The organism is Pseudomonas sp. ICMP 3272 (assembly GCF_001466905.1).
In the GTDB taxonomy this organism is placed as follows: Bacteria; Pseudomonadota; Gammaproteobacteria; order Pseudomonadales; family Pseudomonadaceae; genus Aquipseudomonas; species Aquipseudomonas amygdali.
The window spans coordinates 40,809-54,905 of record NZ_LKEK01000035.1; the positions used below are offsets into that span (position 1 = coordinate 40,809).

11 protein-coding genes are annotated in these 14,097 nt (G+C 58.7%); 7 read left to right on the forward strand and 4 right to left on the reverse strand.

Annotated features, from left to right (window positions below):
* Positions 1 to 35 precede the first annotated feature (35 nt).
* The 4 genes from aceF to yccS all read left to right on the forward strand — a co-directional run bounded on the left by aceF (position 36) and on the right by yccS (position 7,053).
* A complete protein-coding gene (aceF, locus tag AO068_RS04015) occupies positions 36 to 1,682 on the forward strand; it encodes a dihydrolipoyllysine-residue acetyltransferase (RefSeq protein ID WP_058407715.1) in 1,647 nt (548 codons plus the stop codon).
* A gap of 301 nt (positions 1,683 to 1,983) precedes the next feature.
* Entirely contained in the window at positions 1,984 to 3,363 is a 1,380-nt protein-coding gene (gene dbpA / locus AO068_RS04020) for an ATP-dependent RNA helicase DbpA (protein WP_004654486.1), read from the forward strand.
* 176 nt (positions 3,364 to 3,539) lie between these two features.
* Positions 3,540 to 4,718, forward strand: a complete 1,179-nt coding sequence (locus AO068_RS04025; protein ID WP_058407716.1) for an NAD(P)/FAD-dependent oxidoreductase — start codon at positions 3,540 to 3,542, stop codon at positions 4,716 to 4,718.
* Positions 4,719 to 4,854: 136 nt separating this feature from the next.
* Entirely contained in the window at positions 4,855 to 7,053 is a 2,199-nt protein-coding gene (gene yccS, locus AO068_RS04030) for a YccS family putative transporter (RefSeq protein ID WP_058407717.1), read from the forward strand.
* Here the strand turns inward: yccS and AO068_RS04035 are convergent.
* A complete protein-coding gene (locus AO068_RS04035; RefSeq protein WP_058399867.1) occupies positions 7,016 to 7,771 on the reverse strand; it encodes a substrate-binding periplasmic protein in 756 nt (251 codons plus the stop codon). The two genes, yccS and AO068_RS04035, sit on opposite strands and share 38 nt — an antisense overlap.
* Before the next feature lie 227 nt (positions 7,772 to 7,998).
* Between AO068_RS04035 and AO068_RS04040 the strand changes: the two genes are divergently transcribed.
* Both AO068_RS04040 and AO068_RS04045 read left to right on the forward strand, forming a co-directional pair.
* A complete protein-coding gene (locus AO068_RS04040) occupies positions 7,999 to 8,457 on the forward strand; it encodes a GNAT family N-acetyltransferase (protein ID WP_002551760.1) in 459 nt (152 codons plus the stop codon).
* A 61-nt stretch (positions 8,458 to 8,518) separates the two neighbouring features.
* Positions 8,519 to 8,815, forward strand: coding sequence for a winged helix-turn-helix domain-containing protein (locus AO068_RS04045; protein WP_058407718.1), 297 nt, complete (start codon positions 8,519 to 8,521; stop codon positions 8,813 to 8,815).
* Positions 8,816 to 8,829: 14 nt separating this feature from the next.
* Here the strand turns inward: AO068_RS04045 and AO068_RS04050 are convergent, their stop codons facing one another.
* Entirely contained in the window at positions 8,830 to 9,354 is a 525-nt protein-coding gene (locus AO068_RS04050) for a M48 metallopeptidase family protein (protein WP_058399866.1), read from the reverse strand.
* 33 nt (positions 9,355 to 9,387) lie between these two features.
* A complete protein-coding gene (locus tag AO068_RS04055) occupies positions 9,388 to 11,526 on the reverse strand; it encodes a two-component system response regulator (RefSeq protein ID WP_058407719.1) in 2,139 nt (712 codons plus the stop codon).
* Positions 11,527 to 11,840: 314 nt separating this feature from the next.
* On the opposite strand from AO068_RS04055, the gene AO068_RS04060 reads away from it, so the two are divergent.
* Positions 11,841 to 12,512, forward strand: a complete 672-nt coding sequence (locus tag AO068_RS04060; RefSeq protein WP_058407720.1) for a polysaccharide lyase family 7 protein — start codon at positions 11,841 to 11,843, stop codon at positions 12,510 to 12,512.
* A 96-nt stretch (positions 12,513 to 12,608) separates the two neighbouring features.
* Here AO068_RS04060 and putP read toward each other — a convergent pair whose 3' ends face one another.
* Positions 12,609 to 14,096 carry a sodium/proline symporter PutP gene (gene putP, locus AO068_RS04065; RefSeq protein WP_058407721.1) on the reverse strand — a complete coding sequence of 496 codons (1,488 nt, stop codon included), beginning with the start codon at positions 14,094 to 14,096 and terminating at the stop codon, positions 12,609 to 12,611.
* Position 14,097 lies beyond the last annotated feature (1 nt).

Here is a 14,097-nt window from a genome sequence, read left to right on the forward strand (position 1 = left end):
TGGTGAGTGAACAGGTTCTCCTAAGGAGAGACATAGTGAGTGAGTTAATTCGCGTACCCGACATCGGCAACGGTGAAGGCGAAGTCATTGAATTGATGGTCAAGGTCGGTGATCGCATCGAAGCCGACCAGAGCATTCTGACGCTGGAATCGGACAAGGCGAGCATGGAAATCCCTGCTCCCAAGGCTGGCGTCATCAAGGCCATGAAGGTCAAGCTGGGCGACCGTCTGAAAGAAGGCGACGAGCTGTTCGAGCTGGAAGTGGAAGGCGAAGCGGCTGCCGCTCCTGCCCCCGCAGCCGAACCTGCCGCGGCCCCTGCTGCTGCCGAAAAACCGGCTGAAGCTGCACCGGCACCTGCCGCTGCTGCGCCTGCTCCGGCAGCCAGCGCCAGCGTTCAGGACATCCACGTGCCGGACATCGGCTCGTCGGGCAAGGCCAAAATCATCGAGCTGATGGTCAAGGTCGGTGACTCCATTCAGGCTGATCAGTCGTTGATCACCCTGGAATCCGACAAGGCCAGCATGGAGATCCCGTCTCCTGCAGCAGGCGTTGTCGAGAGCATCGAAGTCAAGCTGGACCAGGAAGTCGGCACCGGCGACCTGATCCTCAAACTGAAAGTCGAAGGCGCAGCGCCCGCCGCTGCTCCGGCACCTGCTGCCAGCGCACCGGCTGCCGCTCCTGCCAAGGCTGAAGCGGCTGCACCGGCCGCTGCTCCAGCGCCGAAAGCCGAAGCAGCACCTGCTCCGGCTGCACCGGCCAAAGACGGCGCCAAGGTTCACGCAGGCCCGGCTGTTCGTCAGCTGGCACGCGAGTTCGGCGTCGAGCTGAGCGCAGTCAGCGCCACCGGCCCACACGGTCGCGTGTTGAAAGAAGACGTTCAGGTCTACGTCAAGACCATGATGCAGAAGGCCAAGGAAGCTCCAGCTGGCGGCGCAAGCGGCGGCTCGGGCATCCCGCCGATCCCGGAAGTCGATTTCAGCCGTTTCGGCGAGATCGAAGAAGTACCGATGACGCGCCTGATGCAACTTGGCGCTTCGGGTCTGCACCGCAGCTGGCTGAACATTCCGCACGTCACGCAATTCGACCAGGCCGACATTACCGACCTGGAAGCTTTCCGTGTGGCGCAGAAAGGCGCTGCCGAGAAAGCTGGCGTCAAGCTGACCGTTCTGCCACTGCTGCTCAAATCCTGCGCCCACCTGCTCAAGGAGCTGCCGGACTTCAACGCCTCGCTGGCACCAAGCGGCAAGGCGGTGATCCGCAAGAAGTACGTGCACATCGGCTTTGCCGTGGACACCCCGGATGGCCTGCTGGTGCCGGTTATCCGCGACGTCGATCAGAAGAGCCTGTTGCAGCTGGCCGCCGAAGCCGCAGCACTGGCTGAAAAGGCGCGCAACAAAAAGCTGACTGCAAACGACATGCAGGGCGCGTGCTTCACCATCTCCAGCCTCGGCCACATTGGCGGCACCGGCTTCACGCCGATCGTCAACGCGCCGGAAGTGGCTATCCTCGGTGTTTCCAAGGCCACCATTCAGCCAGTCTGGGACGGCAAAGCCTTCCAGCCGAAACTGATGCTGCCGCTGTCGCTGTCCTACGATCACCGCGTGATCAACGGTGCAGCCGCCGCCCGCTTCACCAAGCGCTTGAGCGAATTGCTGGCGGATATCCGCACAATCCTGCTGTAAGCCAGCCAGGCCCGTCACCACGACGGGCCTTGCCGTACACCTTTGCGAGCTGCCACGCTCGAACCTCAACCCCGCCCTCCAGCGGGGATTTTTTTGCCTGGCTATTGCGCCCATGCTCCGCGCTCATTGTTGGATCCTGTGGGAGTGACCGGGGCGGCGATCCGCATTGCTCACGAACCATCTTCTGGTGCTGTACGGGCCCCTTCGCGAGCAAGCTCGCTCCCACAGCCTCTATCGCGGTGTGAGGTCTGGCTGGCGGGTGATACACTACGCGACATTTTTGTTTTGCAGGTCCACCGTCGTGACTAACACCGCTTTCAATTCTCTGCCTCTGTCCGCTGCCATGCTGGCTAACCTGGAGTCGCTTGGTTATGCCGAAATGACACCGATTCAGGCGCAGAGCCTGCCGGTGATCCTCAAGGGCATGGACCTGATCGCGCAAGCCAAGACCGGCAGCGGCAAGACCGCTGCCTTCGGCATCGGCCTGCTCAACCCTATCAACCCGCGTTTCTTCGGTTGCCAAGCATTGGTCATGTGCCCGACCCGCGAACTGGCGGATCAGGTGGCCAAGGAAATCCGCCGTCTGGCGCGTTCCGAGGACAACATCAAGGTCCTGACCCTGTGTGGCGGCGTTTCATTCGGCCCGCAGATCGGCTCGCTGGAGCATGGCGCACACATCATCGTCGGTACTCCGGGTCGCATACAGCAGCACTTGCGCAAGGGCTCGCTGGTGCTGGACGGCCTGAACACGCTGATTCTCGATGAAGCCGACCGCATGCTGGACATGGGTTTCTACGACGCCATCGCCGACATCATCGAGCAGACCCCGCAGCGCCGCCAGACGCTGCTGTTCTCGGCGACCTACCCGGTCGGTATCAAGCAGTTGTCCTCGAAATTCATGCGTGATCCACAGACCGTGAAAGTCGAAGCACTGCACGCCGACAGCCAGATCGAGCAGATTTTCTATGAAATCTCTCCGGAGCAGCGTCTGGAAGCGGTGGTCAAGGTACTCGGTCATTTCCGTCCGGCGTCCTGTGTGGCGTTCTGCTTCACCAAGCAGCAGGTTCAGGAAGTGGTCGACCACCTGACCGCCAAAGGCATGTCTGCCGTCGGTCTGCATGGCGATCTGGAACAGCGTGACCGCGATCAGGTGCTGGCGATGTTCGCCAACCGTAGTACCTCGGTACTGGTCGCCACTGATGTGGCCGCGCGCGGTCTGGACATCGACGCGCTGGACATGGTGATCAACGTCGAGCTGGCGCGTGATTCGGAAATCCACATTCACCGCGTAGGCCGTACCGGTCGCGCAGGCGAAAAAGGCATCGCGGTCAGCCTTGTGGCTCCGTCGGAAAGCCAGCGCGCCCGCGCTATCGAAGAATTGCAGAAAGCCCCGTTGAACTGGCAGCAGTACGATCAGCTAAGTATCAAGGAAGGCGGCAAGCTGCTGCCGACCATGACGACGCTGTGCATCGGTTCGGGTCGCAAGGACAAACTGCGCCCGGGCGACATTCTTGGCGCGCTGACCGGCGAAGCGGGTATTGCGGGCACTCAGGTGGGCAAGATCGCGATCTTCGATTTCCAGGCTTACGTCGCCGTCGAACGCAGCATGGCCAAACAGGCGCTGGAGCGTCTGAACAACGGCAAGATCAAAGGCAAGTCACTGCGCGTGCGAATCCTCTGAAATAGTCGTTAGCTGGGTTATCGTCCCCACGCTCTGCGTGGGGACGCAGTTCTGGACGCTCTGCGTCCGATTTTGAATAGGTGGTGCGGCGCAGGTATGTGACGCAGAGCGTCACGAGAGGCATTCCCACGCGGAGCATGGGAACGATCGTGACCTACAGATCGAGGAAACACGCTGTGCCCGTTACCGACGTTGTAATCATTGGCGCTGGCGCCGCAGGTCTGATGTGTGCGTTCACCGCTGCCGCTCGCGGGCGCAGGGTGATGTTGATCGATCACGCCAACAAACCCGGCAAGAAGATCCTCATGTCCGGTGGCGGGCGCTGCAACTTCACCAACATGTACACCGAGCCGGCCAACTTCCTGTCGCAGAACCCGCACTTCTGCAAATCGGCCCTGGCGCGCTACACCCAGTGGGATTTCATCGCGATGGTCGCCAAACATGGCGTGCCTTATCACGAGAAGAAGCTCGGTCAGCTGTTCTGTGACAACAAGTCCAGCGACATTCTGGAAATGCTTCTGGAGGAATGTCGACAGGCCGGTGTCAGCCTGCACATGGATACCTCCGTGCAGCAGATCGAAAAGACCGAATCTGGCTACAGCCTGCAAACCACGCTGGGCACGTTGAGCTGCAAGGCACTGGTCATCGCCACGGGCGGGCTGTCGATTCCGACGCTGGGCGCAACCGGTTTCGGCTATCAGGTCGGCAAGCAGTTCGGCCACACGCTGCTGCCCACCCGCGCAGGCCTGGTGCCGTTCACCATCACCGATCAGCTCAAGGAGCTGTGCACAGAGCTTTCAGGCACATCGGTGGATTGCCTGGTCAGTTGCAATGACACCAGCTTCCGCGAAAACATCCTGTTCACGCATCGCGGCCTCAGTGGTCCGGCGATCCTGCAGATCTCATCGTTCTGGCAGCCCGGTGACACCGTGGAAATCAACCTGCTGCCCGATCACGATGTGCCCACCTGGCTCAGTCAGCAACAGGCCGAGCGTCCCAACAGTGAGTTGAAAACCCTGCTGGGCGAGATTTTCACCAAGAAGATGGCCAATCTGATCGCCGAACACTGGTTCGTGTCCAAACCCATGAAGCAGTACACCCATGCCGAACTGGCCGACATCGCCGAAAAGCTGGCGAGCTGGCAGGTGGTCCCGGCAGGCACCGAGGGTTATCGCACCGCTGAAGTGACGCTGGGCGGCATCGATACCCGTGAAGTGTCGTCCAAGACCATGGAGTCACTGAAATCCCCCGGCCTCTATTTCGTCGGCGAAGTGCTCGATGTGAGCGGTCATCTGGGCGGCTTCAACTTTCAGTGGGCGTGGGCCTCGGCCTACGCAGCGGCGCAGTACGTGTGACGTAGTGCGCGTGGCGTAACATCACGACACTGCAAACCGGTATAAATTTTGCCAGGCGGATGTACAGCCAGTCATTTGGTCTGTACATATCCTCCTGCAGAATTGATCAATTGCGAACAGGGCCGTCAGCTTACCCATGGCATCGAAATCTCTCCGTCATACATTCCGTCGATTGTGGGCGCTGGATAAATTCAGCTATAGCGTTCGAGTCTTTATCGCACTGACCGGCAGCATGGCGCTGTGCTGGTACCAAAACGAGATGGCCTTGCTGATCCCGCTGTTTCTGGGGATTATTGCCTGCGCACTGGCAGAGACCGACGACAGCTGGCAAGGCCGGCTCAATGCTCTGGCCGTGACGCTGGTGTGCTTCAGTGTTGCCGCACTCGCCGTAGAACTGCTGTTCCCCTACCCCTGGCTGTTTGTCTGCTCACTGGCGCTGGCCAGCTTCTGCCTGACCATGCTCGGCGCGCTGGGCGAACGCTATGGCGCGATTGCCTATGGCACGCTGATTCTCTCGGTCTACACCATGATCGGCGTCGATCAGCGCGGCGGCGAGGTGCTGGACTTCTGGCATGAGCCGATGCTGCTGGTGGCGGGTGCAGCCTGGTACGGCCTGCTGTCGGTGCTGTGGCAGATGCTGTTTTCCAACCAGCCGGTGCAACAGGCGCTGGCCCGACTGTTCCGTGAGCTGGGGCAGTACCTGAAACTCAAGTCGACGCTGTTTGAGCCGATCCGCACGCTCAATGTGGAGGCCCGCCGCCTGGAACTGGCGCAGCAGAACGGCAAAGTGGTCGCCGCACTGAACTCCACCAAGGAAATCATCCTGCACCGTGTCGGCAGCGGCCGCCCCGGTTCGAAAGTCAGCCGCTACCTGAAGCTGTATTTCATCGCCCAGGACATCCACGAGCGCGCCAGCTCGTCGCACTACCCCTACAACTCGCTGGCCGACGCCTTTTTCCACAGCGATGTGCTGTTCCGCTGCCAGCGCCTGCTGCGTCAACAGGGCGTTGCCTGTCAGGCCCTGTCGGAATCCATCCAGTTGCGTCAGCCGTTCGTATACGACCCAAGCTTTGCAGAAGCCATGGAAGACCTGCACGCCTCCCTGGAACACCTGCGCATCCAGAGCAATCCTGCATGGCGCGGCCTGTTACGTTCGCTGCGCGCGCTGGCTGCCAACCTCGGCACGCTGGATCGCCTGATCAGCGACGCCAGCAACCCGGATGCCGTGGCCGATGCCACCGACAGCAGCCTGCTGGACCGCTCACCGCGCAACCTCAAGGATGTCTGGACCCGCCTGCGCCTGCAGATGACCCCGACCTCGCTGCTGTTCCGCCACGCCCTGCGCCTGCCGCTGGCGCTGACCATCGGTTATGCGATGGTGCACCTGATTCACCCGTCACAGGGCTACTGGATCATCCTGACCACGGTATTTGTCTGCCAGCCGAGCTATGGCGCCACCCGGCGTAAACTCGGCCAGCGGATCATTGGCACGGCAATAGGTCTGACGGTCGGCTGGGTACTGTTCGATCTGGTTACCAGTCCGATTCTGCAATCGATGTGCGCGGTGTTGGCCGGTGTGGTGTTCTTCGTCAATCGCACCACGCGCTACACCCTGTCGACCGCCGCCATCACGGTCATGGTGCTGTTCTGTTTCAATCAGGTCGGCGACGGTTACGGGCTGTTCCTGCCCCGGCTGTTCGATACGCTGCTGGGCAGCCTGATCGCCGGGCTCGCGGTGTTCCTGTTCCTGCCGGACTGGCAAGGGCGACGCCTGAACAAGGTGCTGGCCAACACCCTGACCTGCAACAGCATTTACCTGCGCCAGATCATGCAGCAGTACGCCAAGGGCAAGAGTGACGACCTTACCTATCGACTGGCACGGCGCAACGCCCACAATGCCGACGCCGCGCTGTCGACCACACTGGCAAACATGCTTATGGAGCCCGGTCACTTCCGCAAGGAGGCCGATGTCGGCTTCCGCTTTCTGGTGCTGTCACATACGCTGCTGAGCTACCTTTCCGGCCTCGGCGCGCACCGTGATACCCAATTGCCCGGCGATGTCCGCGAACACCTGATCGATAACGTCGGCGCCACGCTGGCCGCCAGCATCGACGAAATCGCCGCAGGGCTGGCCGAGAAGAAACCGGTCGCTGTACAGAGTGACGCAGAGGAAGCACTGGCTGCGCAACTGGAACAGCTGCCGGAAGAGATGGACGAAAGCCAGCGTCTGGTACAGGCACAGCTAGCCTTGATCTGCCGCCAGCTGGCACCGCTGCGCACCCTTGCCGCACACCTGATCAAAGCTCCGGAGGCTGCTGCAGTCCATGCAGTCTGAACAGCTCGTCGTAGGTGCCGTCGGCCTTCATGGCGGCAATTTCACGATCGAAATCGGCGACGATTTTTGCGTGGTGAGGATTTTTCAGGCTGACCAGAATATGCAGACTGTTCTCGCTCAACGAGCCGGGTAGAAACTCGACACGGTCGCGAACCTCGTCGGGCTCCATCGCCAGGTTATAGCGAGCGACGTATTCGTCCTCCAGTGTCAGGTCCACACGTTCGGCAGCCAGCATGCGAACAGCTGTGGAAAAGTTTTGTACAGGGACCTTCTTGAGCAGGCTGTCGCTGTCAAACGCTGGGGAATAGGCATAACCGCGTACAACCGCAATCATGTAATTGTGCAGTTGTTCATGGCTCCGAACCTCGATAGCCGATTCCTTGCGTTTAATGAAGCGCACCCGATTGAGCAGGTATTCGGCTGAAAACTGACCAATTTTTGTGCGATCGTCGCTGAACCATGCGTTGATCAGCACATCGTGCCGCCCCTCACCCAACCCCAGCATTGCCCGCGCCCAAGGCACTTGCTCATACAGGGTGGTGTATCCGGCGCGGCGCAACGCCGTATTGACGATATCGGTCGCAAGTCCGCCGTTGAGCAGCAGCGCATCGGTAAAAGGTGGCCAGGGGTCAGCGACAAGGCGCAGTTTCTCGGCTGCACTGGCGTGCGCCATCAGCAAAAAGACCAGCAACCCAACCGCTCGAAGCCACTGCGACATACTCAGGTTCCTGAAAAGGGCGGCATTCCCGATTTAATCCTATCGGCAGCAAAACCATCACTCATGAGAGTGCCTGCAGCTTTTAATTGAAGACCTCAAGCAGTCAGTAGACAAGCCGGGAGGGGAACATGCTCAGTAAAGCTGCACGCACATCGTTGACAGCGTTTATTGGGAATGTCGGCGGATACGTTTAGACTTCGCTTCTGGTTTCCCTGCGAGTCTGCGACATGTCTATCAAATGGATCTGCAAACATCACACCGAGCTGAGCATCCAGCAGCTGTATGCCGTGCTGCAACTGCGCGCCGAGGTGTTTGTGGTCGAGCAGCAATGCGTGTATCTGGACGTGGACGGGCAGGACCTGACGGGCGATACCTGCCACCTGATGGCCTGGCAGGAAGACAAGCTGGTCGCCTATCTGCGCTTGCTGGACCCTATCCAGCAGGGCGGCGACGTCACTATCGGGCGAGTCGTGACAGCCCCTTCGATTCGCAGCCGGGGCATTGGCCATGAGCTGATGGAGCAGGCCCTGGAAAATGCCGAACGCAAATGGCCTGACCAGCCCATCTATCTGTCGGCACAGGCCCACCTGCAAGGCTACTACAGCCGCTACGGCTTCAACCCGGTGGGCGAGGTCTATCTGGAAGACGACATCCCCCACATCGGCATGCGCCGCGATCTGGACTAAGAGCAGTTGCACGCCTTGAGCTGCAAGCTGCACGTTGAAAGCATTGAAAAGGGATTCGTCGATGGAGGTCAGCAAGACCAAAAGCAGTTTCTATCGCCGCCTGTATGTGGCGTACCTGATTGATTCGAAGCTCGCCAGCAGCGTACCCGAGCTGACAGCCGTGACCGGCATGCCACGTCGCACCGCTCAGGACACCATCAGCGCGCTCTCCGATCTGGACATCGTGTGTGAGTTCGAACAGCAGGAAGGTGCCCGCAATCACGCAGGCAGTTACCGTATTCGTAATTGGGGCGCCATCGACAAAACATGGATCGCCCGCAACCTGAACAGCATCAAGGCCGTGCTCGGGTATCCCTAGCAGCAGTTGCGAGCTTAAAGCTTGCCGTTCGAAGCTTGCAGCTCGTTATAGGTCAGGTAGACGCGCAGGTCGAATTCCAGCTGGTGATACCCGGGCAGCATGTGCTCGCATAACTGGTAGAACGCCTTGTTATGGTCTGACTCGCGAAAATGTGCGAGCTCGTGAACCACGATCATCTTCAGGAATTGAGCAGGGGCTTCCTTGAACAAGGCGGCCACGCGAATCTCATTGCTTGCCTTGAGCTTGCCACCCTGCACTCTGGATATTTTGGTGTGCAACCCAAGCGCGCGATGGGTCAGGTCCAGGCGATTATCGAACAGCACCTTCCTGATGGCCGGCGCATTGCGCAGGTGATCCTGCTTGAGCGCCAGCGCGTAGGCGTAAAGAGCCTTGTCGCTTTGTATCTGATGACGCTCCGGGTAGCGCTGCTCCAGATAGTCCGCCAGACGGTTCTGGGCAATCAACTGATGCACTTGATCCTGCAGGGCTTGCGGATAGGCCTGCAGGTATTTGAGTGGAGCATGGCTGGCGGCAGTCATGGGGCCTTTTGCATGATGACGAAAGACGCCATTCTACAACAATCCACCCGACCTCAAGCCTGCCACCTCAAAGTGCCCTGGAAAGTGCAGCGCGTCTTCGGACACCATCGGATGCGCGATCAGAAAGCCCTGCATGACCTGACAGCCATTGTCCGCCAGCCACTGGTATTGCTCGCAGGTCTCCACCCCTTCGGCAATGACCAGCATATCGAGGTTGCGACTCAGGTCGATGATGCTGCTGGCCATCGCCGCCTCGCGCCTGGACTCGACGATATTGGCGACAAAACGCCTGTCCAGCTTCAAGGTGTCGAGCTGAAGATTGCGCAAGTGCGACAGCGAGCATTCGCCAGTGCCGAAGTCGTCCAGCGCAATACGCACGCCGACGTCATGCAGTGACTTCAGCTGTTTATGGCTATGCGTAAGGTTATGCACCAGAGCGCTTTCAGTGATTTCCACCTCGATCTGTCCTGGCTTGAGCTCGAAGCGATCCATGGCACGCTTCAGCTCCGAAGCCAGGTTGGGCATGCAGAATTGCGTGGGGCTGACACAGACACTCAGCACCACATCGGCAGCAAATACCCGGCTCCACGCCTGACGCTGTTCGGCGCCCTGATCGAAAATCCAGCTGCCGAGCCGGTTGATCAGTCGGGTCTCTTCAAGCAAGGGAATGAACAGCGCAGGAGGTACCTCGCCGACCGCCGGATGCTGCCAGCGCAGCAACGCTTCGAAACCACGCAGGCGACCATCCGCGACATGGATCTGGGGCTGGTACACCACCGAGAAATCCTTGCCGTCGATGGCCGTGCGCACACTTTCCTCAAGCATCAGCCGTGAGCGGGCGCGTCCGTTCATATTCTGGTCGTAGAACCGGTATTGCTGACGCCCTGCACGCTTGGCCTCATACATGGCGATATCTGCCGCACGCAGCAAACCGTCCAGATTCGAGCCGCAGTCCGGAAAGGTCGCGATACCAACACTGGCACCCAGGGTGATTTCGACACCGTCGACCTGGCGCCTTCCCGACACCCGTTCAATGAGTTTTTCAGCGATTTTGGCCGCCTGTTCGGGGTAATCAAGCCCGTCGATCACAACCGTGAATTCGTCGCCGCCAATGCGCGCCAGAACATCATAGGGACGCATGCTGTCCTTGAACTGCTCGGCGACCCAGAGCAATACCTGATCACCGGCGTCATGACCCAGCGCATCATTGATCTGCTTGAAGCCGTCCAGGTCCATGAACAGCACAACCAGGTATTTGTCTGTCTGCTCCTTGCGCAGGAGCATGCCTTCAACGGCCTGATAAAGCCCGCGGCGATTGAGCAGGCCTGTCAACGCGTCGGTAACAGCCTGTTTTTCAAGTTGCTGATAGAGGTCACGGACTACCGACATATCCAGAACCGTCAGCACCATCGCCTTCTGCTCCGCAGGCAGCGCCGCGCAAGACAAGGCAACCGGCAACTGCGTGCCTTGTGCGGTACGCAGAATGGCATCGTGCACCCGGTAGGTGTCGGCCTTGCGATAGTGTTTGTAGAAGCCTGACTCCAGCCAGTCGCCCACTTGCGGTTCGATGATGTAATCCAGCACTTGCGTACCGCGCAGTTGATCGACCGAAGCGTTCAACAACTGGCAGATGGCGGGATGGGCAAAACTGATGGTGCCCGCCTCATCAACGACCAGAATGCCTTCGGCGACGTTGGCCAGCACTGACGCGTTGAACGCACGCGCCGATTCAAGTTCCAGCGAAAGCTGCTGCAGCGCACGACGGTTACGCTGTTGCTCAAGCAGGGTCTGCACCTTGGGCTTGAGAACGTTCGGGTCGAAGGGTTTGAACAGGTAATCCGTCGCGCCGTTTGCATACCCTTTCTGCACGGCATCCTGGGTCTGCTCATTGGCCGTGAGAAAGATAATGGGCGTCAGGCGGGTGCGCTGACTGCCTCGCATCAACCGGGCAACTTCGAAGCCGTCCATGCCCGGCATCTGCACATCCAGCAGAACCAGGTCGACTTCCTGTTCAAGAAGCACCGTCAATGCTTCGATTCCTGAACTCGCAGTCACAATATGCCAATCCGTTCTTTGTAGAACAGCGCACATCGTCACCAGATTTTCCGGATAATCGTCTACAACCAGTAAAACCGAAGAGCCATCATGTGGCTGTGTTGGCACGCGTTCCATGCTGCTTCTCTGTGTGGGCATGACGCCTGAGTTTCAGGACGACCGTCATACTTTGGAATAACTCTAGCCCCGTCTCGCAAAAAGCAGAAGCAAGGCACCCCTTCCCTACCATCAAAGTTCGATCTACCCGACTAACGGTCATTCTCTGCACGCGTTGCAGGCTCTGCCCTGCAGGAAAAGTGACAGCACTTTGACGTCATTGGTTCGACAATTTTTCATTAACAAATCGCCCTACAATCCGTATAAAACGTGATCAAACCCTCTTGCTAGAGGTGCCCCCTTGGTAGAAAAAGACATGCGCGGAAGGATTAAAAATGATCGATCTTGGATCGTACCAACTCAGCATTCCAGTGGACTCACCTCCCAGGACCATTACGACCGCTCAGCTTGTGAAAGGTTATGACGGCAAATACTTCAAATCGAAATCGGACTCCATTGTGTTCTGGTCTCCGGTAACCGGGACCAAAACCGAAAACGCCAAATATTCACGCAGCGAGTTACGGGAAACATGGTCAGATGGATCACTGCACAATTGGGTATATCCCGATGCGGACAACTATCTGAACGCTAAACTGGAAGTCGATCAGGTGCCTTCTTCCGGCAAGATCGTGATCGGCCAGATACATGCCTATGAAAGCACCGAGCCTCTTCTGAAAGTCGAGTATCAATACAAGGAAGACACCAAGAGTGGAGAAATCGTTGCGAAAGTTCGCAATCGTTTCGATGACGACGAAAGCAAGGTCTATAAGATAGTCGACGGTGTGAAGCTCAATCAGACATTCAATTACGTCATTCACCTGAGCAAGGGCGGGAAATTGACTGTCAGTGTCAATGACACCGACTGGAGCAAGCGCATCAGCGAGACCTGGCGCGACAAGCCTTTGTATTTCAAGGCCGGTGTTTATACCCAAGACAATACCGGGTATACCTCCGAAGGTGGCAGGGCCACTTTTTATAATCTCGATATTGATCACAACAAGAGCTGAGCCGCGCGCAGGCCTTGAATCAAGCGCTAAAAAAACGGCCCGCACTTGCAGAAAGTGCGGGCCGCTTTTATTTCATCAGTTCATTAAGCAGCGCTATCAGCGGTTGGCTTTGAACTCCTGCTCAGCCGCCAGGAAACGTGTCTGCATGGACGCCGACGCAGGCTTGCCGATCAGGCTGAATACCACGATGGCGATGCTGGCAAGGATGAAACCCGGGATGATTTCATACAGACCAAGGGTACTGAACTGTTTCCAGAGTACGACAGTCGCCGCACCGACTATTACCCCGGCCAGCGCACCATTGCGTGTCATGCCTTTCCACAGCACAGATATCAGCACCACAGGGCCGAATGCTGCGCCGAACCCTGCCCAGGCATAGCTCACCAGCCCAAGCACGCGGTTCTCGGGGTTGGCGGCCAGCAGAATGGCAATGATCGCGATCAGCAACACCATCGCACGCCCGACCCATACCAACTCAAGCTGCGAAGCGCCCTTGCGCAGGTAAGCCTTGTAGAAGTCTTCGGTCAGCGCGCTGGAGCACACCAGCAACTGACAGCTAAGCGTACTCATCACCGCAGCCAGAATGGCCGACAGCAGCACACCGGCAACCCATGGATTGAACAGCAGCTTGGCCAGCTCGATGAACACCCGCTCGGGGTTCTCGGTCACCGGCCCGGCCACATCCGGGTGCGCGGAGAAGTAAGCGATACCGAAGAAGCCTACCGCCACAGTACCGCCCAGACACAGGATCATCCAGGCCATGGAGATGCGTCGGGCGCTGGCAATCGACTTGACCGAATCAGCCGCCATGAAGCGCGCGAGAATATGCGGTTGGCCGAAATAACCCAGACCCCAGCCAAGCAGGGAAATGATGCCGATGAAAGTCGTGTTCTTGAACATGTCGAAGCTGGTCGGATCTTTCGCTTCAATGGCCAGGAAGGTGGTATCTACCCCGCCTGTCGCCAGCAGGACGATGATCGGCGTCAGGATGAGGGCGAAGATCATCAGCGTGGCTTGTACGGTGTCGGTCCAGCTCACGGCCAGAAAACCACCGACGAAGGTGTAGGCAATGGTCGCCGCAGCGCCAGCCCACAGGGCGGTTTCGTAGGACATGCCGAAGGTGCTTTCAAACAGACGCGCGCCAGCAACGATGCCCGAGGCGCAATAGATGGTGAAGAACACCAGAATCACGATGGCCGAGATGATGCGCAGCAGGCCGCTGTTGTCTTCGAAGCGGCTGCTGAAGTAATCCGGCAGGGTCAGGGCATCACCGTTGTGCTCGGTCTGCACGCGCAGACGACCGGCCACGAACAGCCAGTTCAGGTAGGCACCGATGATCAGACCAATGGCGATCCAGCTTTCCGACAGGCCGGACATATAGATAGCCCCCGGCAACCCCATCAACAGCCAGCCGCTCATGTCCGAGGCTCCTGCTGAAAGCGCTGTTACCACGCTGCCCAGGCTGCGCCCGCCGAGGATGTAATCCGAAAGGTTGTTGGTAGAGCGATAGGCCATCAGGCCGATCAAGACCATTGCCGCTATATAGATCACAAACGTGATCAAGGTAGGGTTGCTGACACTCATG

Excerpts from the sequence above, each read along its gene's own strand:
- yccS (WP_058407717.1), top strand. The coding sequence starts at position 4,855 with ATGGCATCGAAATCTCTCCGTCATACATTCCGTCGATTGTGGGCGCTG.
- AO068_RS04035 (WP_058399867.1), bottom strand. The coding sequence starts at position 7,771 with ATGTCGCAGTGGCTTCGAGCGGTTGGGTTGCTGGTCTTTTTGCTGATG.
- AO068_RS04040 (WP_002551760.1), top strand. The coding sequence starts at position 7,999 with ATGTCTATCAAATGGATCTGCAAACATCACACCGAGCTGAGCATCCAG.
- AO068_RS04045 (WP_058407718.1), top strand. The coding sequence starts at position 8,519 with ATGGAGGTCAGCAAGACCAAAAGCAGTTTCTATCGCCGCCTGTATGTG.
- AO068_RS04050 (WP_058399866.1), bottom strand. The coding sequence starts at position 9,354 with ATGACTGCCGCCAGCCATGCTCCACTCAAATACCTGCAGGCCTATCCG.
- AO068_RS04055 (WP_058407719.1), bottom strand. The coding sequence starts at position 11,526 with ATGGAACGCGTGCCAACACAGCCACATGATGGCTCTTCGGTTTTACTG.
- AO068_RS04060 (WP_058407720.1), top strand. The coding sequence starts at position 11,841 with ATGATCGATCTTGGATCGTACCAACTCAGCATTCCAGTGGACTCACCT.
- putP (WP_058407721.1), bottom strand. The coding sequence starts at position 14,096 with ATGAGTGTCAGCAACCCTACCTTGATCACGTTTGTGATCTATATAGCG.